This window comes from Photobacterium atrarenae, assembly GCF_024380015.1.
Classification (GTDB): domain Bacteria; phylum Pseudomonadota; class Gammaproteobacteria; order Enterobacterales; family Vibrionaceae; genus Photobacterium; species Photobacterium atrarenae.
This window is the reverse complement of record NZ_CP101508.1, coordinates 2,731,414-2,756,832: the sequence shown is the minus strand read 5'-3', so window position 1 is coordinate 2,756,832 and position 25,419 is coordinate 2,731,414. Positions and strand designations below refer to the sequence as shown.

The following is a 25,419-nucleotide window of genomic DNA, read 5'->3' as shown; positions in this document are numbered from 1 at the left end:
GGAAGAAAGTATAAGTCATGCCCTCACTGTTCAGATGCAAATGGTGGAGAGCATGTATACCATCCATATCCAGCTTCTTTTGGAAAGACTCCCGCAAGGATAACTGCACGTAATCCAGAAGGTTATCAAAGCTACTGTATCGAGTGCCGAAGATTAGATAAAGGGGAGCAATCTCAATCCTATATGCATGGAAAAACATGTAGTAGCTTAGTTTAGGGTTCTAATGAGTATATATAAAGAGGATGCAGTGGGTTGGTTGTCAACGCTCGATACTGCGAGCGTTGATTTGCTTATCACTGACCCCCCTTACGAATCTTTAGAAAAACATCGAAAAATCGGGTCAACTACCCGATTGAAAATGAGTAAATCTTCAAGTAATCAGTGGTTTGATATTTTCCCAAATGCAAGATTTGAGGAGTTGTTACTCGAAATATACCGAGTATTGAAGCAGAACGCTCATTTTTATCTTTTCTGTGACCAAGAAACAATGTTTGTTATTAAACCGCTAGCGGAAAAAGCAGGGTTTAGGTTCTGGAAGCCAATTATCTGGGACAAAGTCTGTATTGGAATGGGATATCACTATCGAGCTAGGCATGAGTACATTCTCTTTTTTGAAAAAGGAAAAAGAAAGCTCAATGACTTGAGTATCCCCGATATCCTTACTTATAAGCGCGTTTATCGAGGTTATCCGACCGAGAAACCAGTACCATTGCTTGAGATGCTTATTAAACAAAGTAGCTCGGAAGGAGAATTAGTTATTGATCCATTTTTTGGCTCTGGGTCAACTATGATTGCGGCTAACAATTTAAATAGAAAGTTTAAAGGGAATGATATTTCTCCTGTAGCTCACGAATATTTTCAGCAGCGTAAACTCTCTTCTCTGTAAAGCGCCTGAATATTGTATAGTCACAACCACTCTACGTATTGCTAGGCTGGGGAACATTTGCGCACTCTATTGAAGTTAGAAGAAGCTAATGCAACTTCGAACGTATGGGGAGAATCATTGATAACGAATGAAGTCGATAGGGCCCGTATTCCCAAACAGCGATACTGAACATCTTATCCCTACTAGGGGATATAATCTTGTTAATCCCCGAAAGGGGATATATCCTTAGATATCCCTAATGGGGGATAAGTTGGGAGGGCATAGAGTGATGAGGTATTGATGTATGATTTATAACCCACGTCAATTAGCAAATTATCTCAAGCTATTGAGAACGAGAAAACACTTAACTCAGGCACAAGTGGCAAAACGCGTAGGTATCAAACAGTCTACGCTATCGAGCTTTGAAACGAATCCAGAAACGACTCGGTTACAAACCTTTTTTAAGATCATTCAGGCACTTGAACTGAACTTGGAAGTCCATGAGCGCAAGGTCGCAGTGGAAGCTCAAGATGATGAGGTATGGTGATGGAGCTATTTACGTATACCGAGACTGGTTAGGCGCTTAGTGCTGAACACATAAAAAACAAAAAGGCGATAACCCGAAGGTTATCGCCTTTCCAAACGTTTGGTGGGCTGGCGTAAGTTGAATCTATACTTTATGCGCCTGTTTTAATTGAGTTAATTTCGATTTGATTTTTTCTGATGACCTTGTGGTGTACCCATTCATCATTGTTATCGTCGAAATTTATTATAATTATCCATTTAACGTGTGTTACTCGCCAAATAAGCAGGGTCACGCATTCGTTGCACGGTTAAGTCAATTTCTACGCGTGCATCCCCCAAGAGACACTCGGCTTAATACCCAGCCCTTTCTTGTTGAACATTGTTTTCTGCAATATGGCCCTTATACCCCTGTAGAATTCATCTGCTCTTATGCGGTCTGCTGAAAAACTCCATTGCTTCCGTCAAATCAATTATGCGCCAGCCCTTGATGAATGATGGATTGTTCAACATAACGCCAAATTTACGATGAGGCCAAGCAAGCTCAAGAACTATGTGGTCAGCTTTGTCGTCAGTTCTCAACGAATATGCAACTTCAGGTGCTGTATAGCCTTTCTTTTCAGCATAGTCCAAAACACCATGCAGTGCAGGGTCAGCTTTACACTTCACACTTGGCCAGTCACAATTACTGTATACGCCTTGTTCGTTTCTTAGGTGATTAATGCGCAGGGTATCCGAGTGTTTAATGCACATATGTCCATGAAATGGTTCTTTGCGGTGGCAGTCAGCACACAGCGCCACAAGGTTATTATCAGCGTTATTTGCTTTATCTCCATTGATATGATGAGTATGTAACAGGCGCTTATCTGATGACAGGTCCACTTTGCAGTGCTGACATATGTAGCTAGCCTTGGCACGTATCCTGTCTGATATCTTTTTAAAGTCTGCTGAGTAGCCTTTGTTTGCTTCGTTTACATGCTGACTGGGTAAGCGAGAGAATAAGGAACTATACGTCGAAAAAAACTCTTCAATATTGAAGCTATCCACAAGCGAATTGACTTCACTTCTAGATATGTTGTTTACCCCTTTATAGTTGAGTTTTTTTAGGCAGTTACGACAAACATTCAACGGGAGTTCAGTCTCTTTGAGCTCTCCAAACTTACTAGTGCCGAATACAGGAAACTGTCCAGATAAATTATTGGTGACTTTATATCTCTCGAAGCGGTTCTTTCGTCGCATGTTGTTCAGTGTTTGGCAATCAGTAACATGAAATTTTCTGCCTTTAGATGGGTCTTCAGTCACCTCATCAAGGCAGAAGCCTTGATCTGGAATGAACAAAATAACTTGGCGGCCACGGGCACTGAGCAGCCCCTGTTCCGACTCAAGCTCATCTAAGTTGATATCAATGCCGGAGCTGCTTAGTTGAGCGTCGAATTCAAGATCGCTTTCATTCCACACTTCTCCCACATCAAACGATACAGCTTGAGCCCCCATCTTCTCTACGCAAGCCCAAAGCTGGCTTAGATTGACGTCTATCTTCATTCGGTGCTTTCCAGAATCTGCTTAATTTGAATATCAGAGTTTGTAATCACTCGGAAGCTGACGCGGCGTGATTTTCCTTTATCTTCGCTGCCGTCGGGGCGGGTGATTATCCGTGATGAGGACAGCCCAACAGCTGCGAAGTGTTTTTTTATCCAAGTTCTATCGAGTGAGCTGTTATCTAAGCGATAAACATAATCAAGAACAGTTCGGGTGCGTCTCTGTGACAATTCCATATTCTTAAAATATGCTTCATCAGGTGGAGTGTTTCTATCCCATTCGCTGCTGGTATGGCCCTCAATACGTACCTCATTGATCGAGTCTATAAAGGGGTTCAACACTTCCATGTATCGAGGAAAGAAATCTTGGAGAAGTTCTTTGTACTCGTCATTGATATTGGCTCTACCCTCTTTAAATAACACTTCTGGTGACTTAAAAGTGAATGTTAGGGTTTCTTCATCAATATCAGCGTTCCAGCGAGCTAAATCTTTTTTAAACTCAGCCTGTAGAGCATCATAAATTGCGACTTGATTCTCTTGGTAGGCGACTGCAATATTTTTGATTTTATCTCGCTCCAAGAAGGCGTTTCTCATCAATGCAATGGCGATGAACAAAAATACCATCATCAATCCGGCCATTAGGTCGGATACAGACAACCAGTGGGATTCTTCCTGCTCACTTTGCTTTTGGGTGAAAATTGCACTCATTGCTTATGTCCTACACCTGTTGCTTTACAACATCAGACATACGGTTCACTAAGCGGCTGTAATCCTCCGTGAACTTGCCGCTAATTGAAGCAAGGGCGCTCCCCATCGATTGCATTACCTTTTGAATTTCTTCGCCCATGGTTTGGTCAATCATATTGACTTGCTTTTGAACGGACTCGCCAGTTTGGGATAAGGCCTCTTCAATACTACGTTCCAAGCCTGAGAATACTCGATCAGCCTGCTTGCGATGTTCACTCGCTTGTTCTTCAATAGTCGCAGCAAGTGAGCGTTTCATATCGTCTACGCTCCGAGTAAAGGCCGATGTTACCTCATTAGTTTCTGAAATGAGTTCCGTGCTAGCTTCTTTGAAGTTGTTATTTAGTGATTTGCTGCCATGCTGCAATTCAATTACTAGTTCGCGCATATGGGTGTTAATGTCTTCAAGTGCATCAGAGAATTGTTGTTTAATTTCTTCACTGGAGTTTGCAGTGGCTTGAGCTGACTCAGTGAGTGCTGCCCGTGTTTGGTCGACAGTTGAACGGTAGTTGTCGGCACTTTCTGTAAAGACTGTTTTGATATGGTCACTGCTTTCCACGATACCTGAAGCTAACATATCATTAGCTTGCTTAGCGCCAGCAATCGCTAATTCGATCTGATCTTTAATTTCTGGCACAGCCTCAACTGCTTTGTCACGAACGGCTTGGAAGGCATCGAGATGACGGTCAAGCTCGGCAATCTGATGCTGGTTTACTTCCATTATGACTTTCAAGTTAGACATTGCTTCAGGTATGACTCGTGCTTCATTGCTTATGCTCGCGACAGAATCGCCTGTCTGGGTAATTGCTTGTACACCGAGTTCATACTGACGCTTCATATCTTGTAGCTGTTCTTTATAGTTTCCTTGCCAAGTAACTAGCTCATGAACAGCTTCATTTAGTGCCTTGAAGTTGTCACCAAACTGCTCAATCAAGTTGTTATTAAAATCCTGAATTACCTGCTTGAGGGCCTCAATAACTTGTTCGGTAGCTGATTTAGATAGCATATCGGCGAAGTCTTGCAATTTAATCCATAGCCGCTCTTCGAAATCTTTGAATTCAGTTATTTGTGTCTGCGCCACATGTAGTAGCAGTTCAATATGTGCTGCCATCTCAGCAACGTGCTTGTTGTTGGTCTTGTGATTTTCGTTGGTATCGGCACGAAGTAGTTTGAATTGACCAAGGAGACTGCCTTCATCATTGCCACTAATCGACGTTTTTAGTTCTTCAATGCCTGTTACTTGCTGTTTCATAACAGCATACAAATCTCTGATATCAATGTCTTCATCATTGACTTCATTGCTATCCGTCGAACTTAACACACCGGTGGCAAGAATAGACTTGTAGAGAATAGAAAACAGCATGCCCGCGAGGCTGGTAGTAAAAGCTGTTTTTAGCCCGCCTAGCAATGGGCCTATACTTTCATCAATTAAGTTAGTGTCGAAGTCCAATAATCCAGTGATGATCCCGGTAAACGTACCTAAAATTCCTAACGAGGTTAATAAAGTAGGAGTGTAAGCCGTAAACGCCCCGTGCTTGTCCTGCTTTTTCCAATACAGAGACAAGACAAAGCAAGTAAGAATGATGTACAGAAACAGCTCGGTAATATGGCTGGCATTGGCGTTTTTTAGCGTTGATTCGACTAGTGATGAGATCATTGCATATCCGTATTGATTTAAAAGTAGTGAGTAAGTTGATGGCGAGTCTCAACATCCTTGTAACGGCAATTCTACATGTGATTAATTTAGCTGTTAACGTTTATGGCTGAATAGCTTGAGCTACAGCGCTAACCGAAGTTCGAGAATTAACAGAAAACTGGGTACGTGAATACAACGAAGAGTGGCCTCATGACTCACTGAATGATTTGACGCCTTGGGAGTACCTGGCACTACATTCTCAGGCTGGGAACTCTAATTATGCATGTAACTAATTAGGGGAGGTTTACACCTTAGCTTCACCAGTGTTGTAACACGGCCCGTGTTACAAAAGCGGACATGTTACGTAGCATGTTACCAAAGAGGCTGGAAGTGGCTAGATATTGTTGGATGCTGTTTGACGCTAAATATACAAAAAGCCCGCTAAACCAATGGCCTAGCGGGCTTTTATGGACGTCCGCAGACGTCAACATACGTATGTTTGGTGGGCTGGCGTCATCTGAAACCTGTTTTTATACTACTGATCTTTAATGTAAAAATTGGCACTCACAACATTTTTGGGTAAATAATTGGGTACTAAAGAAAATCTATGGGAAATGTTCAAAATGAGATCTATTTAACATTTAGGTGTACTATTTCATATGGTTCTGTGCACAGACCGACTTGCAGAGTCGCGGTGCCAAGATATCCTATTCAGAATTGAAACCTAACACTATCCTAGAGCTAAGAACACTTTTCCTATAAATCCAGAGAAATTGTTTTAGACATTAGGCTTTGTTGACTAAATCGGCGTGAACTTTTCTTGCAGTCAGTGATCTGATCTTGTGACGTTTACTGACAGGCCACCCTCATGGGAAAAAGCACTTACCGAACAGATAACTGGAAAGAGTACAACCAATCACTGATTAACCGCGGCTCGCTGACATTCTGGATCGACGAAGAAGCGATAAACGGCTGGTTATGCTCTGAACATCACGGTAACCGTGGACGCGGCTATCAATATTCAGACACTGCGATCATGACTGCTCTCATGGTGAAGCGACTATTCAACCTGTCACTTCGTGCTGTTCAAGGTTTCATGAACTCGGTGTTTTCTCTGATGAAAGTACCACTAACATGCCCGAACTACAGCAGCATCAGCAAGCGAGCGAAAACGGTCGATATCCCCATCAAAATGCCTGCTCGGGGTGAAATTCGTCATCTAGCTATTGACGCAACTGGCCTGAAAGTATTCGGCGAAGGTGAGTGGAAAATGAAAAAGCATGGCAAAGAACAACGTCGTGTCTGGCGAAAGCTCCATCTTGCTGTTGATGCTGATACCCACCAAATTATCTGCGCAGAACTCTCGTTATCAACCGTCACCGATGGTGAAGTCATGCCAACATTACTTAACCAAACTTATCGTAAGATCAAATCAATATCAGGTGACGGCGCTTATGATACCAGGCTGTGCTATCAAGCGATTCAACGGAAGAAAGCACAGCCCCTTATCCCTCCCAGAACTGGAGCAGCATACTGGGAGCACGGTCACCCCAGAAATGTTGCGGTTGCAAACCAGCGTATTCACGGTAGCAATGAACACTGGAAAAAGACCAGTGGTTACCACAGTCGCTCAATCTCGGAAACGGCGATGTCGAGATATAAGCGACTGCTTGGTTCAGCTTTAAGCCTGCGTGATTACAACGCTCAGGTCGGAGAAGCGCTTGCTGCCGTTCGTGCGTTGAACAAGTTAACAGGGCTCGGCATGCCCGTAACTCGTAAAGTTAGCTAAAACATCGCTTAAATTGGGTAGATCTGTTGTTTTCCTGATTTGATCAACAAAGCCTAGACATTATCAAAGTCGATATCTTCATGATCGCTTTCTTGAAAAGTATTTTCATGTGAACTTGTACTCTCAAGCTTCATTCTTTCTATAATAGACTTCTTTTCAATGCTAAAATGTTCGAAAATCTCGTTATCGTCTAACACCCTACCAAATTTTGATACTAAAAAATGTTCAAACTCTCTTGTAACTTTAATAGTCAGCAAAGTATTTTTAGTTCGATTATTTCGTAGTGTATTAATATCAAATATTTGATCCTGATCACTTTCTAGCTCCTCGGATTCTAGGAATGGTTGATCCAATGGGTCTTCTAGCTCTTCGGATTCTAGGAATGGTTGATCCAATGGGTCTTCTAGCTCCTCGGATTCTAGGAATGGTTGATCCAATGGGTCTTCTAGCTCCTCGGATTCTAGGAATGGTTGATCCAATGGGTCTTCTAGCTCCTCGGATTCTAGGAATGGTTGATCCAATGGGTCTTCTAGCTCATCAGATTCTAGGAATGGTTGATCCAATGGATTTTCTAGTTCTTCTAACTCGAAGCATGTTTGACCTAGTAAGTCAGATGAAGCACTATCGATTTCATGGTTAATCCTGGAATTAATTTCTGATTTATTAGAATTTGGTAGTGTCGATTTAGTAGAAATTTTAAGGTTTATTAAGTAAGCACTATTAATTTTTTCTATCGTATTTTCAACAAATCTTCTTTCCAACAAGGACATGATAAGTTCACTTTTCCACAGGTAGTTGGGTTTATTTTGGTGTTCCTGTATTTTGAAACAATCTGGGACAGGATATTTATTATCAGTCATGAATGTTGCTATCTCATCAATAGTATCTTTCATTGTTACACTACGATATTTCAATATTTTATAAACTCTATAAAGATACTGCCCATGAAATGTTAATGGAACAACTGAACTTTTTGGTTTTTCGTGTGCATCTAATAAAAAATCAATGAGCATCGATAACTGTTCACTAGATAATTTTTTTGACCCTAGTTCATATCCAAGCGATATAGCCAATTGTTCGAGCCGATTGTTTGTGTCTTTGTGCAAGTAGATACTTTTAGATATAAGTCCAGCACCTTTTCTTTTGTCAACACTCTTTTTTTTTCTTTTCGTATTTTCCTTTCTAATGTGACTTTCTATCTGTTGTTCTAGGTTGTGTTTCTCGGTCACTTCTGACGGTGTAGGATTTTTAGTACTAGATAATCCTTTATCAATAAAGTTCATTTTTGCCACACCCTTTACATTAACTATACAAATCAATGAGTTTCATCAGACACAGTAGCACTTTTTCTGTGAACGTCACAAGAAACTTTACCATTGAACGCATGTTTTGTGATGCTCACAAAATTCATGAGTGTGTTTTTGATTTTTCCTTTTAAATCAATGCATTAATGTTTTTTTTGAGTGTTGTTTTTTTTGTGATGGTCACAAATATTGATGGCTGACGCTTGGTGAAATTAAAACTGTAAATCTGCTTATGACTTCAATCAAAGCGGAGAACAGTCATGAAAATCGAAGATCGGCTCATTCATTTATCTGAGTTGTTAGAGCTTATCGGAGTGTCGCGTTCAACAATTGATCGGTGGGTAAAGGCTGGGGCATTCCCCTTACCGATTCAGCTGTCACCTGAGCAAGATCAGAAGAAAGGAGTGAAGCCAAACCTCAGAAAGGCTTGGCGGGGAGATGAAGTCAAGGAGTGGATTGATACTAGGCCAAGAGTTGGCGTGGTTTTCCAAGAAGTAGAACTCACAAAGCAACTGAATGAGGTGTTTAAAAGATGATTAGCGATCAATCTCTTCAAGAGATTCGTCTTGAAGATTGTGAATGGTTTATCAGCGAATATAAAGCTCTTGAGGAAAATGAGTATCGTGTCGATGCGCTAAGAAGGCTTGCCGATGATACCTATATGAACCCTCATCGTCGGTATTGTAATGCTGATCTTCATAACCTCGCGGATAAATTAGAGCTGTGTAATGCAGATGAGATCAAGTGTAGAAGTTATGCGTGTAAAAGGTGTAACCGTCTATATCAAATTAGTAAGGTAAATTCTATTGTAGAGATAATTCAATCAGAAAAAAATCAAGGGATACACATGAACTATTGCTTTATTACAATAGTTCAATACTCTTGTAGTGTTCAAGCGTACGATTTTGTAAATTATGACATTCAATCAGATAAGGATAGATTTCGTAACCTGCTTAAGAGAAGTGGAGTAAAAGGCCCTGTATTAGGAACTATTGAGTTGGACTTTCATCGTTCTCCTCAAGTTTGGCTTCCTCATTACCATTTAATTGCTCAGTTGTCAGAAGAAAACAAAATACCTATTAATAATCTCAGAGATAAAGTTACTAAACTCCATCCCAATCATATTGCACCTGGAGTACTGGCTAAGCCATTTATGGTGAAGAGGATTAAATCTCTTTCTGGCTTATTAAGCTACATCTATAAGTTTTCATGTCAAGAGGTGCGTTACTACAAAGGTCGAAAGGGAGATAGAAGGACTTGTAAGTTTCGCTTGAATAACCTGTTGTTTTGTGAATCGTTGTGTTGGCTTGATCAACAGAATAGAAGGAGTTTATTATTTGAATATAATGTCAGGCCGTGGATAAAGCAGTCCGAATTATGATTATATTTATATCTCAAATATTAACAGATGAAGGGGGTAGAGTGGTAAAACAGGCTTTTTTGTTGATTATCCCTTACAACACTAGTCATTATGGAGACTTTAGTAAGTTTTGATATTTTTGTGGTGCTTTGCTGGCTGGTGTGCCAGCATTGCCACTACAAGCTTATGTGTAGTAGAGCATAATCGCTCTTATACATCCGTTAGGTAAGTTACGACTAGATCTTACACTCTTCCACCGCAGGTATCGTACTTACTACTGGACAGAAACGGTAGATTTCAAGGTAGTTGACCAGATTCTCTAATTAAGCGGCTCTTTTTTGACCGCCTTGTTGGTTGTTATCTGCCCTTTCAGGGTTTAGTGTTACCGCGCCGATCGGTGACCAGTCTCGAGTATCCTTAGCCCAACGCTCAGGGTGTTTGGCTTTTGCCAACTGATAAACAGTATGTCGCTTCGCCAACACCTTGGCATCCAGGTTGCGGTGCCTCTCCGCGGGCGTCACGAACTTAATCGCACTGTGGCGGTGCTCGTTGTTGTACCAGTTTACAAAGTTCAGCATCCATTCACGTGTTGCTGCCAGATCCTTGAAACCATGCGCTGGATAATCCGGGCGGTACTTAGTGGTACGGAACAATGACTCTGAGTAAGCGTTGTCATTGCTGACGCCGGGACGGTTAAACGATGTACTGATGCCCATTTCGTCTAACTTTGCGCGCAAGGTCAGTGACTTCATTGGCGCTCCGTTGTCTGAGTGCAGATAACGCGGTTTTACAAAGCAGCGTTCACTGAATGTCGCGCGCTCAATCAACTGAGAAGCTAGCGCACCACATTCACGGTCATGGACTTCCCAGCCAACGATCTTGCGACTGTAAATGTCAATGACCATATAGAGATACCAGTACAGGCCGCGGACATTCGATGGCAGGTAACTAATATCCCAAGTCCAGATCTCATTGGGCTTCGTCGCTACATGAGAGACTGGCTCCGTGGCGGGCTTGTGTGGTTTTGCCCGTCCTCGGTGGTGTAATTGATCATTGGCTTTCAGTACACGATATATGGTTGATTCACTAGCAATATAGTCTCCCTTATCAGCCAGTCGCGGCACGATTTGGCTGGGTGGTAAACTGGCATATTCAGCGTCATTGCAGACGTCCAGAATGTGCTGGCGCTCTTGCTTTGACAATTTATTCTTCGGCTCCGGTCGGATAGCCAGAGGGCGAAGATCAGCCAATACATGACCGTTTGACGTACGCCAGCGACGCAAGGTTCGTTCAGGCACTTGTATAAGTTCAGCTGTCTTGTACTGAGGCGCGCCATTAGCGACAGCTTCATCGAATAGCTGCAGTAACGTCTGGCGCTCATCGAGAGGGGTTAGTCGTCCTCGCCCTCGACTCCGTACAAGACGTTGAGCTTTTTTGACAGCACCAGCAGCGCAGCCGTTTCAGCAAGTGCTTTGTCTTTGCGGCGCAGTTCTGTTTCCAGTTTGCGGATGCGCTTTTTATCCGCTTTACGTTCAGTCTGCTCAGTTTTCTTGGACTGTTCAGCTTGAGCTGCGCCACTGATACAAGCGAGTTTCCATGCTTTAACTTGCTCGGGATACAGGCCTTTTTCACGGCAATATTGACTAAGTTCTGTTTCTGACAGACTGGCGGTTTCGATGACGGTGGCGAACTTGGCTTCTGCCGACCATTGTTCAGAGTTTTTTTCACTACCTGGCACAGGTTTACCTTCGGAACGGAGTTTACTGCGCCAATTGTACAACGTTGCTTCGCTGATGTGTTCTTCCGCGGCGACTTCCGGAATGGTCTTGTTATGCGGTGGCAGTAGCTTCTTTAAAATGGCGGCTTTTCTCTCTTCGGAATATCTTGGCATAGTATCCTTCGTTAGCCCTCCATTGCTGGATTTTTGGGCGATTTAAGATCTGGACATCTATCCTGACACCGGGGGAAATGAGACAGTGAGTTTTCTAAATTAGCATTTCATAGATTATTACAGTTGTTAGAATCTTTCTAGGATCGGAGAGTTATTTCAAGATTTTTGATCAACTTCTCTAATTCACAACGTTGAAAGGTCTATTTCCTTATGTCACAGCTTTGATAAATGATTAGTTTTCTGCGAAAATATAAGGATAAGTTAGAGATTAAACTAAAGAAGAAATTACGTGGAAAATATAAATTTAGAAGTAATGCCTGGAAGTTTACAAATCCTAACCGGAAATAATGGAACAGGTAAAACAAGAATTCTATCTAATATATCAAGTAAAGAGAAAGCTAGAATAAAAAATGGAAGTTCAAAATACAATAGGCTTATATGCTTGTCAGGAACTGTATTCGAAAAATATCCAAAACCAGATAAAGACCTGACTAAAAATATTAAGGATGGATATTATTACTTTGGTTACAAACCAAAAAATAACATGTTTTCTGAAATAGCTCCTTTTCGGGTTTTTATAAGCTTACTCCTAAATAACCCACATGGAAATAGCAAAGCAGAAATTGCAGCTAATCTAATGAAGGAAATTGGATTTGAACCAAAAATAAAATTAGACTTTAGATGGGCTAGAAACAATAAAGAAAAAAATATTGAATTTGACACAGGTGTAAGAGAGTTAGATATAAATAACTTTCATTCAAGTATACAGGAACTTTTTTCGATAAAAAAGCCATTAAATGAAGAGATCATACATTTAAGCAAGATATATTTTTATAAAGATGGCGGTGATTTTCAGATATCAGATCTTAGCTCTGGAGAACGCGTTTTTCTATTAACAATTTTATCTCTATGCTTTTCTATAGATGAACATTCACTCATTCTATTTGATGAACCAGAAAATTCTATGCATCCTAGTTGGCAGGAGAAGATTACAAAAATTGCCTGCTTGATATTTGAACAATATCGAGATACCTCAAGTTTTATAATTGCAACACATTCACCTTTAGTTGTTTCATCAATACCTAATAATGGAAATAAGATAATAAATCTCAGTGAAGAGTATGGTGATTGGGAAGATCAGTCATTGAGTGGAAATAATTCTGACTCGATATTAAAAGAGCATTTCAACTTAATTTCTGCGAGGTCTAGTGAGTTTACAGAAGCGATACAGCTGTGTTTAAAGTCATTGCTTACAGACTCCGGAAGTTTCATTGAAGAAAGAGAAAGATTAATCTCCATGAATGTTAATCTGAATAAAGATGATCCTTTATTTGACGCGTACGAGACAATTATGAATCATGAGGCTAATTAAATGCATTTAGGACCTGAGACTTTAGGCAACCCACTCCGTAGGGTGTTCAAAAAAAACAAGCATAAAAAAATAATTAAAAAATACCACAGTAAAAAATTAAAATGGACAGATGCTAAGTTAAAAGAGTTAAAGAAAGATATAAGATTTTCTCTAAGAAAAGCCCAGGATAACAGGTGTATTTATTGTAGAAGGATTATTAAGAATGAAAGAAGAAATGCATTTGAAGATATAGAGCACTATCTTGATAAATCTAAGCAGAAATATAAAAAATGGACATTTTCACCAATTAATTTGGTTTTATCTTGCAGGACTTGTAACTTTATAAAAAGTACTAAAGATCTTGGTGGTGATACATTATTACAGACTGAGAATATCAAAGATGGAATAGGAGGTTTTAAATGGATTCACCCGTATTTTGATAACTATCATTTAAATATTAAAATTGATAAGGGATGGGTTTATAGTATTCCTCATGGTGCACCAAATTCTATAGGTGCTAGAAACTTAATAACTGATTGTATGTTAGATGACATACAAACTCTTGAAGCATATTCCGAGAACAAAAAAAAATACGAAATGCGTCTGACTCTCGTTGCTACAAAAGCAGTTAAAAAAGGAAAGATCGACTTAGCATTAAGTATTTTGCAGAAGCTAGAAGAGGAAAAAGGAAAAAACTGGTTCGATTCATAAGTGGAATGACCCATAGACTTTCCACTAATCTGCGCTAGGGGTCTATGGATAGGGAAGTTTTTCCAAGGCCAGTTAGATGCACTGAAAATAGTATCACCATCGGTTGGTTATACTTGTATAGAGCAGAAACCCCGAAATAAATTCTGTCCTAATTCAATATTCAACTCGTCGATTTTTATTTCCAGATCGGCGAGTATACCTAAAATAATAGATTCTTTGTGAATGCGCCACAGGGCTTAGTACTGTTTGTATCCAAAATTATACCAACTAATAGTTAGTATATCGTTACCGGTAGATTTCAAGGTAGTTGACCAGATTCTCTAATTAAGCGGCTCTTTTTTGACCGCCTTGTTGGTTGTTATCTGCCCTTTCAGGGTTTAGTGTTACCGCGCCGATCGGTGACCAGTCTCGAGTATCCTTAGCCCAACGCTCAGGGTGTTTGGCTTTTGCCAACTGATAAACAGTATGTCGCTTCGCCAACACCTTGGCATCCAGGTTGCGGTGCCTCTCCGCGGGCGTCACGAACTTAATCGCACTGTGGCGGTGCTCGTTGTTGTACCAGTTTACAAAGTTCAGCATCCATTCACGTGTTGCTGCCAGATCCTTGAAACCATGCGCTGGATAATCCGGGCGGTACTTAGTGGTACGGAACAATGACTCTGAGTAAGCGTTGTCATTGCTGACGCCGGGACGGTTAAACGATGTACTGATGCCCATTTCGTCTAACTTTGCGCGCAAGGTCAGTGACTTCATTGGCGCTCCGTTGTCTGAGTGCAGATAACGCGGTTTTACAAAGCAGCGTTCACTGAATGTCGCGCGCTCAATCAACTGAGAAGCTAGCGCACCACATTCACGGTCATGGACTTCCCAGCCAACGATCTTGCGACTGTAAATGTCAATGACCATATAGAGATACCAGTACAGGCCGCGGACATTCGATGGCAGGTAACTAATATCCCAAGTCCAGATCTCATTGGGCTTCGTCGCTACATGAGAGACTGGCTCCGTGGCGGGCTTGTGTGGTTTTGCCCGTCCTCGGTGGTGTAATTGATCATTGGCTTTCAGTACACGATATATGGTTGATTCACTAGCAATATAGTCTCCCTTATCAGCCAGTCGCGGCACGATTTGGCTGGGTGGTAAACTGGCATATTCAGCGTCATTGCAGACGTCCAGAATGTGCTGGCGCTCTTGCTTTGACAATTTATTCTTCGGCTCCGGTCGGATAGCCAGAGGGCGAAGATCAGCCAATACATGACCGTTTGACGTACGCCAGCGACGCAAGGTTCGTTCAGGCACTTGTATAAGTTCAGCTGTCTTGTACTGAGGCGCGCCATTAGCGACAGCTTCATCGAATAGCTGCAGTAACGTCTGGCGCTCATCGAGAGGGGTTAGTCGTCCTCGCCCTCGACTCCGTACAAGACGTTGAGCTTTTTTGACAGCACCAGCAGCGCAGCCGTTTCAGCAAGTGCTTTGTCTTTGCGGCGCAGTTCTGTTTCCAGTTTGCGGATGCGCTTTTTATCCGCTTTACGTTCAGTCTGCTCAGTTTTCTTGGACTGTTCAGCTTGAGCTGCGCCACTGATACAAGCGAGTTTCCATGCTTTAACTTGCTCGGGATACAGGCCTTTTTCACGGCAATATTGACTAAGTTCTGTTTCTGACAGACTGGCGGTTTCGATGACGGTGGCGAACTTGGCTTCTGCCGACCATTGTTCAGAGTTTTTTTCACTACCTGGCACAGGTTTACCTTCGGAACGGAGTTTACTGCGCCAATTGTACAACGTTGCTTCGCTGATGTGTTCTTCCGCGGCGACTTCCGGAATGGTCTTGTTATGCGGTGGCAGTAGCTTCTTTAAAATGGCGGCTTTTCTCTCTTCGGAATATCTTGGCATAGTATCCTTCGTTAGCCCTCCATTGCTGGATTTTTGGGCGATTTAAGATCTGGACATCTATCCTGACACCGGGGGTTACGGAGAAAGTCTAATTCTTCTATGCAACAGCAGCTAAGGATGATTTGGCTTGAGAAGCTTTTACAATATGCTTGCTCCACCAAGACATCAGCTCTCTTCGACGTTCAAGGTAATCTGTACGGTTATATGCTCGATGTGACTCATTTCCAACTAGGTGGGCAAGCGCTGCTTCAATCAGATAGTAATCGTGTCCTTCAGCGTTTAGCGTAGAACTAGCGATTGATCGTAGTCCATGAGAGACCAACCGTCCGCCGAAACCCATTCTCTTCAGTGCCATGTTAGCCGTTTGGCTATGCATCGGCTTTTTTGGGTTTTTTGTTGATGGAAAAACATATTCGCTATCGATTCTCATTTTTTTCATTAGTTTTAATAGCTCTAGAACTTCCGAAGTGATAGGAATTCGGTGTTCTTTACGTTTTTTCATGCGTTCTGCGGGGATCGTCCAAATCTTGTTCGATAAATCGAATTCAGACCACTGGGCGCCAGCGGCTTCATTTGGCCTTGTCATAGTATGAAGCTGAAACTCAATTAGACAGCGTGTGGAGCATCTAATGCTAGCGTTGGCTAGGGTGATCATTAATTCTGGCAGTTCATGCGGTTCCAGTGCTTTCATATGCTCTTTTTGAGGCTTTTTGAAAGCGGCTTTCACGCCACTAATGGGGTTTACCTCAATAAGTCCACAATTAGCGGCATATGTCATGATTTCATTAAGCCGTTGTGCTAACCGTTTCACCGTTTCCAGCGATCCTTTTGCTTCGACAATCTTTAAGGTATTGATTACAAGCTGGGCAGTAATAGTAGTGATAGATTGGTTACCGATTGCTGGAAATACATGTAATTCTAGAGAACGCCAAATATCTTGAGCGTAGTCTTCAGTTACATCATGTTTTTTGAGGTTGAACCACTCTTTGGATACGTTGAAGAGTGTATGTTTGTTTTGTGCTTCGTACTTTATTTTTTCCTCATGTAAGTAGGCTTTTGGATCGATACCTTGTGAAACTAGCTCGCGATGACTAGTTGCTTGTTGTCGTGCATTTGCAATTTTTAGTGAGGGGTATGTTCCGAGAGTTATGCTTGAGCGTTTACCTGTTAATGGGTTTTTAAACACGTAACGCCAAGATTTTGTTCCATTAGGCAAAATTCTGAGCTGAAGCCCTTGCCCATCTGAGATCACTTGTTCTTTGTTGGTAGGTTTAGCGTTCTTAACTTTGTTGTCTGTCAGCGGAGCTACTCGTCTAGCCATATTGTTACCTGATTTTAGTACCCAATATCATATTGACTTTGAGTATAGGGTAAATCATTGGGTACTAAAAACGTGGGCAGCTATGGGGCAGTATAAGACAAAATAGGACAAACTCTGGAGTTAACTATTTGAATTATAATAGGTGTAGATACAAAAAAGGCCACCCGAAGGTGGCCTTTCCCAAACGTTTGGTGGAGCTGGCGGGAGTTGAACCCGCGTCCAAAACCAGTCTAACTAATGGCGCTACATGCTTAGTCTATCTTTGTTCTCGTCAGTGTGCTGCGGAAAGACACGCCACACAAAGACATACCTGAATCAGGTTTAACGCTTCAGATCCCAGGTCAAATCATCCACGCGATCTCGTTTGGGTTTGACTACCCTGATTCCCCGTCCTACGAGCGGAGGCTAGGGAGGGTAGGCTCTGAGCAGGTTATTAAGCTGCTAGTGCGTAGTTTTCGTCGTTTGCGACTATTTTTTTGCGGCTTTTTTACGAGGCCAACCGCACCTCGGCATGCTCCACAAGCCTTCGTGATCCTGTCGAATCCTGAATCAGCCCCAGAGTTACGATTGATGGTAACAGAATTATGATGACCGTCAACATAAAACACTGCCAGAAAAATGCTTTTGGAGAAAAATCCAGCACTTAGCTGACAAGTGCGTTTAAAAAATCTGAACCGTTAGCGGTTGCTGTGCTTCATGATGCGCGCTTTATCGCGTTGCCAGTCGCGATCTTTCTTGTCGGCGCGCTTGTCGTGCAGCTTCTTACCTTTCGCGGTGCCTACTTTGAGTTTAACCCATGAACCCTTCCAGTACATGGTCAGTGCAACAATGGTTTCGCCGTCGCGGTTGACGGCACCGGCCAGCTTGTCGAGCTCGCGGCGGTTCAGCAGCAGCTTGCGGGTCCGGGTCGGGTCGGCCACCACGTGGGTCGACGCGGCATTCAGCGGCGTGATCTGCATGCCGGAGATAAAGGCTTCGCCGTTGCGCAGGAACACATAGCTTTCGGAAATGTTCACTTTGCCGGAGCGGATGGCTTTCACTTCCCATCCCTGCAGCTCAACGCCGGCTTCGTATTCGTCTTGGATCGCAAATTCAAAGCGGGCGGTTTTGTTTTTCGCAATGGTATTGCTGCCCGGCTTGTTCGGTTTTTTCTTGGCCATAAATACTCGGTGTTTGATGTTGCTGTCCCAGGTACAGAGCCTGGTCGAAAAACGATCATCGCGCTTGGCGATATCGCACAAGTTTTGGCTGTTCGCCAACTAATGGTATCATTGGCACACCTCTTCTCATAGGGTTTGCGAATGAAAGGTTTACGACTTGTGAGTGGGGGACTTGTGATGGGTAAAGGAGAAACTATGCCTCAGATTAGCCGCTCTGCACTGGTTCCTTTCAGCGCAAAGAAGATGTTTGAGCTTGTCAATGACGTTGAGTCATATCCGGCCTTTTTGCCGGGGTGCTCCGGGACCAAAATCCTGGAAAGTTCGGAACAGCATATGATGGCCGCGGTCGATGTATCGAAGGCGGGGATCCGCAAAACATTTGTCACCCGAAATTCGCTCACCCATGGCAGCAAGATAGACATGCAGCTGGTCGACGGGCCGTTCCGGACACTGGTCGGTGGGTGGCATTTTATTGAGCTTGATGCAGATGCCTGTAAGGTGGAGCTGAAGCTGGATTTTGAATTTACCAACGGGCTGGTTGAAGCGGCGTTCGGTAAGGTGTTTAAAGAGCTGACGGGCAACATGGTCAGTGCTTTTACCCAGCGCGCGAGAGAAGTGTATGACTTCTGAAGATAAGCTGATCCACGTTGAGGTGGTGTATGCGCTGCCGCAGGTCCAGCGGGTGATCAAGCTGGCGGTGATGCCGGATACGCCGGTGCAGGAAATTATCGAGCGCTCCGGGGTGCTGGAGATGTATCCCGAGATCGATCTGAAGAAGAACAAAGTCGGGGTGTTCAGCCGTAATGTGAAGCTGGACGCGACGATCCGCGACGGCGATCGGCTGGAGATTTACCGCCCGCTGCTGGCCGATCCGAAAGAAATCCGCCGCAAGCGTGCCGAGCAGGCCAAGCAGGAAGCCCTGGCGGCGAAAGCGACCAAAAAAGATGAGGCGTCTGCGCCGGATAAAGAATAATGCCGACGCGCTTTAACCTGGAAATAAAAGCACCAGGCAATAAAAAAGCTCGCAATCGCGAGCTTTTTTGTGGGATCAGTTGATTGGATTCATGAAATCCGGCCCGGCATCGTAGTCGCCGGAGAGGCTGATCAGCTGATTCTGACCGTTGAAGGTGAGGATCAGGTTCTTTTGAATCGCTTCATCATGCCCGGGCTTGTGGTAGTAGATGTAATACCAGGTGTTCGGGTATTCAGGCTCCACCAGCATCGGTGAGCCCAGCACAAAGCTGACTTGTTCTTTATTCATTCCATAGCGGAGGGTGTCGATATCGCGTTGCTCCAGGTAGTTTCCCTGGTTGATATCGATACGGTAGACCAGTCGTTCAACAACTGAGCAGCCTCCCAACAGGCTTGCTGCCAAGGTCAGGGCAGCAATATTTTTCCAACTCATAGCATCCCGGCAAATTCGCTCTTAACTGCTGCGATGATAAACAAGGTCTTGGCAGAAGTAAAAAAAGCAGTGAAGAAAAATTAACAGCGTACGCAACTGAGACTGTGGTTTTATCAATTAGTTTCGTTGCACACGCTGCTTTATGCCGTGAAAGTCGCTTTATGGTTGAAATCGCTGTTTATGCCGCGATGAGTAGCTCCTTGGCGTTGGCCAGGGTGCGCTCGGTAATTTCGCTGCCGCCCAGCAGGCGGGCCAGCTCGGCCACCCGGGCATCTTCGTTGAGCGGCACCATGTTGGTTTCGGTCTGGCCTTTGCTCGATTTCTTGGCAACAAACATCTGCTGATGCCCGCAGCCGGCGACTTGCGGCAGGTGGGTGACACACATCACCTGGGTCGATTCGCCCAGGGTTCGCAGCATCTTGCCGACGATGGCGGCGGTCGGGCCGCTGATCCCGACATCGACTTCATCGAAGATCAGGCTCGGGGTTTCGACTTTCTGTGCGGTGATCACCTGGATCGCCAGGGAAATCCGCGACAGCTCACCACCGGAGGCCACTTTGCCCAGCGGCTGCAGCGGCTGGCCCGGGTTGGTGGAGACCAGGAAGGTGATGGTGTCGAACCCGAGTGGGCTGAGCATCCCTTCGGTATCGCTCTGGATATCGATTTTGAAGATCCCGTGCTCCATGCTGAGCTGGTGCATACTGTCGGAAATTTTCTTGTCGAGCTCCCTGGCATAGCGCTGGCGGCTCTTGCTCAGCTTTTCGGCGTTGGCAAGAAACTTCTGGCGCAGACGTTCGACATCTTCGCCCATTTCTTCCAGCCGTTCATCGCTGCAATCGAGACTCTCCAGCTCTTTGAGCAGATCCTGGTGTTTCTGGTACAGCTCATCCGGCATCACGTAATGCTTGCGCGCCAGGGACATAATTTTCGCCAACCGCTCTTCCAGATAGATCAGGCGCTGCGGATCCATCTCCATGTTATCGAGGTAGCTGCGCAGCTCCTGGCTGGCTTCCTGGACTTGGATAATGGCGTCATCCAGCATTTGCGGGATGCTGCTCAGGTTGCTGTCGAGCTCGCCGAGCTGGATCACCTGCTGGCTGGCCATTTGCAGCAGTTGCAGGGCGTTGCCGTCTTCGTTGTCATAGAGCACCGAGAGCGCGGTCTGGCTGGACACGGCCAGCTCACCGCTGTTGGAGAGCCGCTTGTGCTCTTCTTCAATCTCTGCGTATTCCCCTTCGCCGAGCGCCAGGTCGTTGAGCTCTTTGACTTGGTATTGGATCAGCTGTTTCTGGGCTTCGTTCTCGTCGCGGCTCTGGATCAGGCGTTTCAGTTCATTATTGGCCTGGCGCCAGGCCTGATAGGCGCGGCGGGTTTTCTCCATCAGCAGGTGGTGACCGGCGTACTGATCCAGCATCTGCTGCTGGTGATCGGCGCGCATCAGCTGTTGGTGGGCATGCTGGCCGTGGATGTTGATCAGCAACTGGCCCAGGGCTTTTTGCTGCGAGGCCGGGACCGGACTGCCGTTGATAAAGCCGCGCGAGCGGCCTTCTTTGGTGATCACCCGGCGCAGAATGCAGTCTTCGCCGTCCATCAGCTCGTTATCTTCCAGCCAGCGGCGGGCGGCCTGGTTGTTCTGCAGCGAGAAGGTGGCGGAGATTTCGGCTTTGTCTTCATTCGGGCGCACCATGCTTGCTTCTGCCCGATCGCCGAGGCACAGCCCGAGGGCATCAATCGCAATCGACTTACCGGCACCAGTTTCACCGGTGATGGTGGTCATGCCCGGTTTCAGTTCAAATTCGAGGGTTTTGACAATAGCAAAGTTAGAGATCGTCATATGAGCAAGCATGTGTTCACCTGTTTAAATCAACACCTGTTTTTTCATACAGTATATACTGTATGAAGATACAGTAAAGATACAGGAGGCGATTTTTTCAGGAAAATTGTTGATGGCTAACTTGATGAAAAAGTTACTCATCTGCTGAATCAGGGCGGGCGTCGACATAAAAAAGCCAGCGCGGGGCTGGCTTCGGAAATACAGGATGGGGCTGGGCTCAGAACAGTTTGCTGGACCAGCCGAGCTTGCCCCGCAGCACGTTATAGTAGCTGTAGTTTTTCGGGTGGATCAGCTTGAGCTGATCCGGGCTCTGGTAAATGTGGATTTCATCGCCCGGGCTGACCGGCAGCGAGACCTGGCCGTCGCAGCTCACCTCCAGCGTACTGCCGTTGGTCGGTGAGACCAGCAGTTTGATCCGGCGGTTGCCGTCAACCACCAGGGGGCGGCACGACAAGGTATGCGGGAACATTGGCACCAGCGACAGGGCGTTGAGGCTCGGCGATAAAATCGGGCCGCCGCCGGAGAGCGAATAGGCGGTTGAGCCGGTCGGGGTCGAGATGATCAGGCCGTCCGAGCGCTGGGAAAAGGCGAAGTTTTCGTCGATGTAGACTTCGAACTCAATCATGTGGGCGATTTTGTCCGGGTGCAGCACGGCTTCGTTCAGCGCCGCATTGCGGCTTTTGATCTGGCCGTGGCGGTGCACTTCGGCTTCGAGCAAAAAGCGGTGCTCGATGAGAAATTCACCGGCCAGCACCTGCTCGAGCTCGGAATCAAAGGCATCGGGATCAAGGTCGGTGAGGAAGCCCAGGTTGCCCCGGTTGACGCCGATCACCGCAATATCAAAGCGCGACAGCACCCGGGCGGCGCCCAGCATATTGCCGTCACCGCCGACCACGATGGCCAGGTCGGCTTTATCGCCGATGGTGAGCAGATCGCACAGCGCTGTGGCGGGGACATCCAGCTCGCCGGCCAGGCGGTGGTCCACCAGAACGTCATAGCCTTGATTAAACAGCCAGTCATAAAGCCCTTTGTGCGTTTGCAGCGCATCGGGATTTCTCGGCTTGCCAATTAACGCGATTGTTTGAAAAGTGCGCTTCATGTCCTTGATCCGACAGATGATAGTGGAGCCAGTATAGCGTCTGGTTTGGATACTTGTCGCGCTTTGTGACCGATCTCGGCTTGAATCATTGAACTTCATCCCCATAATAGGCGCATAACGGTTTTTTCGGGTGGAAATGCGATTTTTTCCACCCACTTGATGAACAACATGATCTTGGCGGAGAAGCGAACGCATGAGCAACGAAGAGAAGAAAGTACAGGACGAAGAGCTGAAGCAAGCGCAGGCGACTGCTGAGGCTGCGGCGACTGAATCTGCTGAGCAGGACGTGGTTGAAATGACGGAAGAAGAACGTCAGGCAGCCCGTATTGCTGAGCTGGAAGCGGCCTTGCTGACCAGCGAAGCCAAAGTTCAGGAGCAGCAAGACAGCGTATTGCGTGCTCGTGCTGATGTGGAAAACATGCGTCGCCGTACTGAGCAGGAAATCGACAAGGCCCGTAAATTTGCCCTGACCAAGTTTGCCGAAGAGCTGCTGCCGGTGATCGACAACATGGAACGTGCAATCGAGATGGCGGACAAGAACGAAGCCGCAGTCCAGTCGATGATCGAAGGGGTTGAGCTGACGCTGAAGACCATGATGGACACAGTTGAGAAGTTCGGTCTGAAGCAGATCAACCCGGAAGGCGAAGCGTTCAACCCAGAGCTGCACCAGGCGATGTCTATTCAGGAAAGCGCAGAGCATGAGCCGAACACGGTGATGCTGGTGATGCAGAAAGGCTATGAGCTGAACGGCCGTGTGGTCCGTCCGGCCATGGTGATGGTGTCTAAAGCGGCTGCCGGGAACGTCGATACCCAGGCGTAAGCGGGCCATGATGACGGTAAGCCCGCTCAATCGCGGGCTTTTTAATTTTTTTTAATTTTTTTCGGTGTCGCCCTTGAAAACAGATTGGCTGCCCTTATCTAGTAGTCATACGACATCGTAATCAATTTTTTGCGGCACAGTCCGCATTGCCGGTCTCTCTTGGGCCGGCAACAAGAACTAACGAATTTCGGAGAAAGCCTGATGGGTAAAATCATTGGTATTGACTTGGGTACAACTAACTCTTGTGTAGCAGTACTTGATGGTGAAAAACCACGTGTCATTGAAAATGCTGAGGGTGATCGCACAACACCATCGGTTATCGCGTACACTCAAGACGGTGAAACTTTAGTTGGCCAGCCAGCTAAACGTCAGGCGGTAACGAACCCTGAGAACACACTGTTTGCGATCAAGCGTCTGATCGGTCGTCGTTTCGAAGACGAAGAAGTTCAGCGCGACATCGAAATCATGCCTTTCAAAATTGTGAAGGCAGACAACGGCGATGCATGGGTTGAAGCGAAAGGCCAGAAAATGGCTGCGCCTCAGGTATCTGCTGAAGTTCTGAAGAAAATGAAGAAAACGGCTGAAGACTTCCTGGGTGAGGAAGTCACCGGTGCCGTGATCACCGTACCTGCTTACTTCAACGATGCACAGCGTCAGGCGACGAAAGACGCCGGCCGTATCGCAGGTCTGGAAGTAAAACGTATCATCAACGAACCAACAGCGGCTGCGCTGGCTTACGGTCTGGACAAAGAAGGTGGTGACCGCACCATCGCTGTTTACGACCTGGGTGGTGGTACATTCGATATCTCAATCATCGAAATCGATGAAGTTGAAGGCGAGAAGACGTTTGAAGTACTGGCAACCAATGGTGACACGCACCTGGGTGGTGAAGACTTCGATAACCGTCTGATCAACTACCTGGTTGACGAGTTCAATAAAGATCAGGGTATCAACCTGAAGAACGACCCGCTGGCGATGCAGCGTGTGAAAGAAGCCGCCGAAAAAGCGAAAATCGAGCTGTCTTCTGCACAACAGACTGACGTGAACCTGCCATACGTGACAGCTGACGCGACTGGTCCTAAGCACATGAATGTGAAAGTGACTCGTGCCAAGCTGGAATCTCTGGTTGAAGATCTGGTTCAGCGTTCTCTGGAGCCACTGAAAGTTGCTCTGGCTGACGCCGACCTGTCTGTAGGCGACATCACTGACGTGATCCTGGTGGGTGGTCAAACCCGTATGCCTATGGTTCAGGCTAAAGTTGCTGAGTTCTTCGGTAAAGAAGCCCGTAAAGACGTGAACCCTGATGAAGCGGTTGCTGTGGGTGCTGCGGTACAGGGCGGCGTACTGGCGGGTGACGTGAAAGACGTTCTGCTGCTGGACGTCACCCCGCTGTCTCTGGGTATCGAAACCATGGGCGGTGTGATGACCAAGCTGATCGAGAAAAACACCACGATCCCAACCAAGGCGAATCAGGTATTCTCAACAGCTGAAGACAACCAGAGCGCCGTAACGATTCACGTGCTGCAAGGTGAGCGTAAGCAAGCGAACTTCAACAAGTCTCTGGGTCAGTTCAACCTGGAAGGCATTCAGGCAGCGCCACGCGGCATGCCACAGATCGAAGTGACCTTCGACCTGGATGCGGACGGTATCCTGCACGTGTCTGCGAAAGACAAGTCGACAGGCAAAGAGCAGAAGATCACTATCCAGGCATCTGGCGGTCTGAGCGACGAAGATATCGAGAAAATGGTTCAGGAAGCAGAAGCGAACAAAGAAGCGGACAAGAAGTTCGAAGAGCTCGTTTCTGCGCGTAACCAGGCGGACCAACTGGTTCACGGTACCCGTAAGCAAGTTGAAGAAGCCGGCGACGCACTGCCAGCAGACGACAAAGAGAAGATCGAAGCTGCGATTAACGCGCTGGAAGAAGCCCGTAAAGGCGAAGACAAAGAAACGATCGATGCCAAAGTTCAGGCACTGATTGAAGCTTCTCAGAAGCTGATGGAAATCGCACAGCAGCAAGCACAGGCGCAAGCCGGTGAAGCGGGCGCAGAAGGCCAGCAGCAAGCGAAGCAAGACGACGACGTTGTTGACGCTGAGTTCGAAGAAGTTAAAGACGATAAAAAATAAGATAGTTGATTCATAATCTTATTTGAGGCGCGGGCGTTGGAGGAAGACTCTTG

22 protein-coding genes, 1 other RNA gene and 1 pseudogene are annotated in these 25,419 nt (G+C 45.6%); 12 read left to right on the top strand and 12 right to left on the bottom strand.

Annotation, left to right across the window (positions count from 1 at the left end; translation table 11 throughout):
• Nucleotides 1–223: 223 nt before the first annotated feature.
• Nucleotides 224–886 carry a DNA-methyltransferase gene (locus NNL38_RS12920; protein WP_255388435.1) on the top strand — a complete coding sequence of 221 codons (663 nt, stop codon included), beginning with the start codon at nt 224–226 and terminating at the stop codon, nt 884–886.
• Between the two features lie 283 nt (nt 887–1,169).
• A complete protein-coding gene (gene hipB, locus NNL38_RS12915) occupies nt 1,170–1,412 on the top strand; it encodes a type II toxin-antitoxin system antitoxin HipB (RefSeq protein ID WP_255388434.1) in 243 nt (80 codons plus the stop codon).
• Between the two features lie 395 nt (nt 1,413–1,807).
• On the opposite strand, the gene NNL38_RS12910 is transcribed toward hipB, so the two are convergent.
• The 3 genes from NNL38_RS12910 to NNL38_RS12900 are packed head-to-tail and all read right to left on the bottom strand — an operon-like array spanning nt 1,808 to nt 5,326.
• Nucleotides 1,808–2,929 (bottom strand): HNH endonuclease, encoded by a 1,122-nt coding sequence (locus NNL38_RS12910; RefSeq protein WP_255388433.1) that lies wholly within the window; start codon nt 2,927–2,929, stop codon nt 1,808–1,810.
• Nucleotides 2,926–3,633 carry an OmpA/MotB family protein gene (locus NNL38_RS12905; protein WP_255388432.1) on the bottom strand — a complete coding sequence of 236 codons (708 nt, stop codon included), beginning with the start codon at nt 3,631–3,633 and terminating at the stop codon, nt 2,926–2,928. Before NNL38_RS12905 ends, NNL38_RS12910 begins: the two co-directional genes overlap by 4 nt.
• 10 nt (nt 3,634–3,643) lie before the next feature.
• Nucleotides 3,644–5,326, bottom strand: coding sequence for a hypothetical protein (locus tag NNL38_RS12900; RefSeq protein ID WP_255388431.1), 1,683 nt, complete (start codon nt 5,324–5,326; stop codon nt 3,644–3,646).
• Nucleotides 5,327–5,454: 128 nt separating this feature from the next.
• Between NNL38_RS12900 and NNL38_RS12895 the strand changes: the two are divergent.
• Nucleotides 5,455–5,598: pseudogene (locus NNL38_RS12895) on the top strand (integrase core domain-containing protein); the annotation flags it as partial.
• Between the two features lie 575 nt (nt 5,599–6,173).
• The gene (locus NNL38_RS12890) at nt 6,174–7,094 is read left to right on the top strand and encodes an IS5 family transposase (protein ID WP_255388430.1); all 921 of its coding nucleotides are present in this window, start codon (nt 6,174–6,176) and stop codon (nt 7,092–7,094) included.
• Nucleotides 7,095–7,147: 53 nt separating this feature from the next.
• On the opposite strand, the gene NNL38_RS12885 is transcribed toward NNL38_RS12890, so the two are convergent.
• Nucleotides 7,148–8,377: a hypothetical protein gene (locus NNL38_RS12885; RefSeq protein ID WP_255388429.1), complete on the bottom strand. Its 1,230-nt coding sequence runs from the start codon at nt 8,375–8,377 to the stop codon at nt 7,148–7,150.
• A 281-nt stretch (nt 8,378–8,658) separates the two neighbouring features.
• Here NNL38_RS12885 and NNL38_RS12880 point away from each other — a divergent pair, with 281 nt between their 5' ends.
• The gene (locus NNL38_RS12880; protein WP_255388428.1) at nt 8,659–8,934 is read left to right on the top strand and encodes a helix-turn-helix transcriptional regulator; all 276 of its coding nucleotides are present in this window, start codon (nt 8,659–8,661) and stop codon (nt 8,932–8,934) included.
• Nucleotides 8,931–9,779, top strand: a complete 849-nt coding sequence (locus NNL38_RS12875; RefSeq protein ID WP_255388427.1) for a hypothetical protein — start codon at nt 8,931–8,933, stop codon at nt 9,777–9,779. Before NNL38_RS12880 ends, NNL38_RS12875 begins: the two co-directional genes overlap by 4 nt.
• A 302-nt stretch (nt 9,780–10,081) precedes the next feature.
• Here NNL38_RS12875 and NNL38_RS12870 read toward each other — a convergent pair.
• A protein-coding gene (locus tag NNL38_RS12870) for an IS3 family transposase (protein ID WP_255387610.1) occupies nt 10,082–11,649 on the bottom strand; the annotation gives its coding sequence in 2 pieces (ribosomal slippage) (nt 10,082–11,196 and nt 11,196–11,649; 1,569 coding nt in all).
• 289 nt (nt 11,650–11,938) lie between these two features.
• Between NNL38_RS12870 and NNL38_RS12865 the strand changes: the two genes are divergently transcribed.
• Together NNL38_RS12865 and NNL38_RS12860 are read left to right on the top strand one after the other, a co-directional pair.
• Nucleotides 11,939–13,021, top strand: a complete 1,083-nt coding sequence (locus NNL38_RS12865) for an AAA family ATPase (protein WP_255388426.1) — start codon at nt 11,939–11,941, stop codon at nt 13,019–13,021.
• Nucleotides 13,022–13,711, top strand: coding sequence for an HNH endonuclease family protein (locus NNL38_RS12860; RefSeq protein ID WP_255388425.1), 690 nt, complete (start codon nt 13,022–13,024; stop codon nt 13,709–13,711).
• Nucleotides 13,712–14,035: 324 nt separating this feature from the next.
• On the opposite strand, the gene NNL38_RS12855 is transcribed toward NNL38_RS12860, so the two are convergent.
• From NNL38_RS12855 to smpB, 4 genes are all read right to left on the bottom strand, one after another.
• Nucleotides 14,036–15,603, bottom strand: a protein-coding gene (locus tag NNL38_RS12855) for an IS3 family transposase (RefSeq protein ID WP_255387610.1) whose coding sequence is annotated in 2 segments (ribosomal slippage) — nt 14,036–15,150 and nt 15,150–15,603 — 1,569 coding nt in all. Because the reading frame shifts where the segments join, the coding sequence is not laid out codon by codon here.
• A gap of 97 nt (nt 15,604–15,700) precedes the next feature.
• Nucleotides 15,701–16,924 carry an integrase domain-containing protein gene (locus NNL38_RS12850; RefSeq protein WP_255388424.1) on the bottom strand — a complete coding sequence of 408 codons (1,224 nt, stop codon included), beginning with the start codon at nt 16,922–16,924 and terminating at the stop codon, nt 15,701–15,703.
• Nucleotides 16,925–17,113: 189 nt separating this feature from the next.
• Nucleotides 17,114–17,481, bottom strand: a transfer-messenger RNA (tmRNA) gene (ssrA, locus tag NNL38_RS12845).
• A 120-nt stretch (nt 17,482–17,601) separates the two neighbouring features.
• On the bottom strand, nt 17,602–18,084 hold the full coding sequence (gene smpB, locus NNL38_RS12840; RefSeq protein WP_255390645.1) for an SsrA-binding protein SmpB: 483 nt from the start codon (nt 18,082–18,084) through the stop codon (nt 17,602–17,604).
• Nucleotides 18,085–18,279: 195 nt separating this feature from the next.
• On the opposite strand from smpB, the gene NNL38_RS12835 reads away from it, so the two are divergent.
• Together NNL38_RS12835 and NNL38_RS12830 are read left to right on the top strand one after the other, a co-directional pair.
• Entirely contained in the window at nt 18,280–18,714 is a 435-nt protein-coding gene (locus NNL38_RS12835; RefSeq protein ID WP_255388423.1) for an SRPBCC family protein, read from the top strand.
• Nucleotides 18,704–19,057, top strand: coding sequence for an RnfH family protein (locus NNL38_RS12830; RefSeq protein ID WP_255388422.1), 354 nt, complete (start codon nt 18,704–18,706; stop codon nt 19,055–19,057). The genes NNL38_RS12835 and NNL38_RS12830 overlap by 11 nt, the downstream gene beginning before the upstream one ends.
• Before the next feature lie 75 nt (nt 19,058–19,132).
• Here the strand turns inward: NNL38_RS12830 and bamE are convergent, their stop codons facing one another.
• The 3 genes from bamE to nadK form a co-directional block, all read right to left on the bottom strand.
• Nucleotides 19,133–19,489: an outer membrane protein assembly factor BamE gene (gene bamE / locus NNL38_RS12825; RefSeq protein ID WP_255388420.1), complete on the bottom strand. Its 357-nt coding sequence runs from the start codon at nt 19,487–19,489 to the stop codon at nt 19,133–19,135.
• Nucleotides 19,490–19,667: 178 nt separating this feature from the next.
• Nucleotides 19,668–21,335 carry a DNA repair protein RecN gene (recN, locus tag NNL38_RS12820; RefSeq protein WP_255388419.1) on the bottom strand — a complete coding sequence of 556 codons (1,668 nt, stop codon included), beginning with the start codon at nt 21,333–21,335 and terminating at the stop codon, nt 19,668–19,670.
• Between the two features lie 205 nt (nt 21,336–21,540).
• On the bottom strand, nt 21,541–22,422 hold the full coding sequence (gene nadK, locus NNL38_RS12815) for an NAD(+) kinase (RefSeq protein ID WP_255388418.1): 882 nt from the start codon (nt 22,420–22,422) through the stop codon (nt 21,541–21,543).
• Between the two features lie 193 nt (nt 22,423–22,615).
• On the opposite strand from nadK, the gene grpE reads away from it, so the two are divergent.
• A complete protein-coding gene (grpE, locus tag NNL38_RS12810) occupies nt 22,616–23,242 on the top strand; it encodes a nucleotide exchange factor GrpE (protein WP_255388417.1) in 627 nt (208 codons plus the stop codon).
• 201 nt (nt 23,243–23,443) lie between these two features.
• Nucleotides 23,444–25,366 carry a molecular chaperone DnaK gene (gene dnaK / locus NNL38_RS12805; protein ID WP_255388416.1) on the top strand — a complete coding sequence of 641 codons (1,923 nt, stop codon included), beginning with the start codon at nt 23,444–23,446 and terminating at the stop codon, nt 25,364–25,366.
• Nucleotides 25,367–25,419 lie beyond the last annotated feature (53 nt).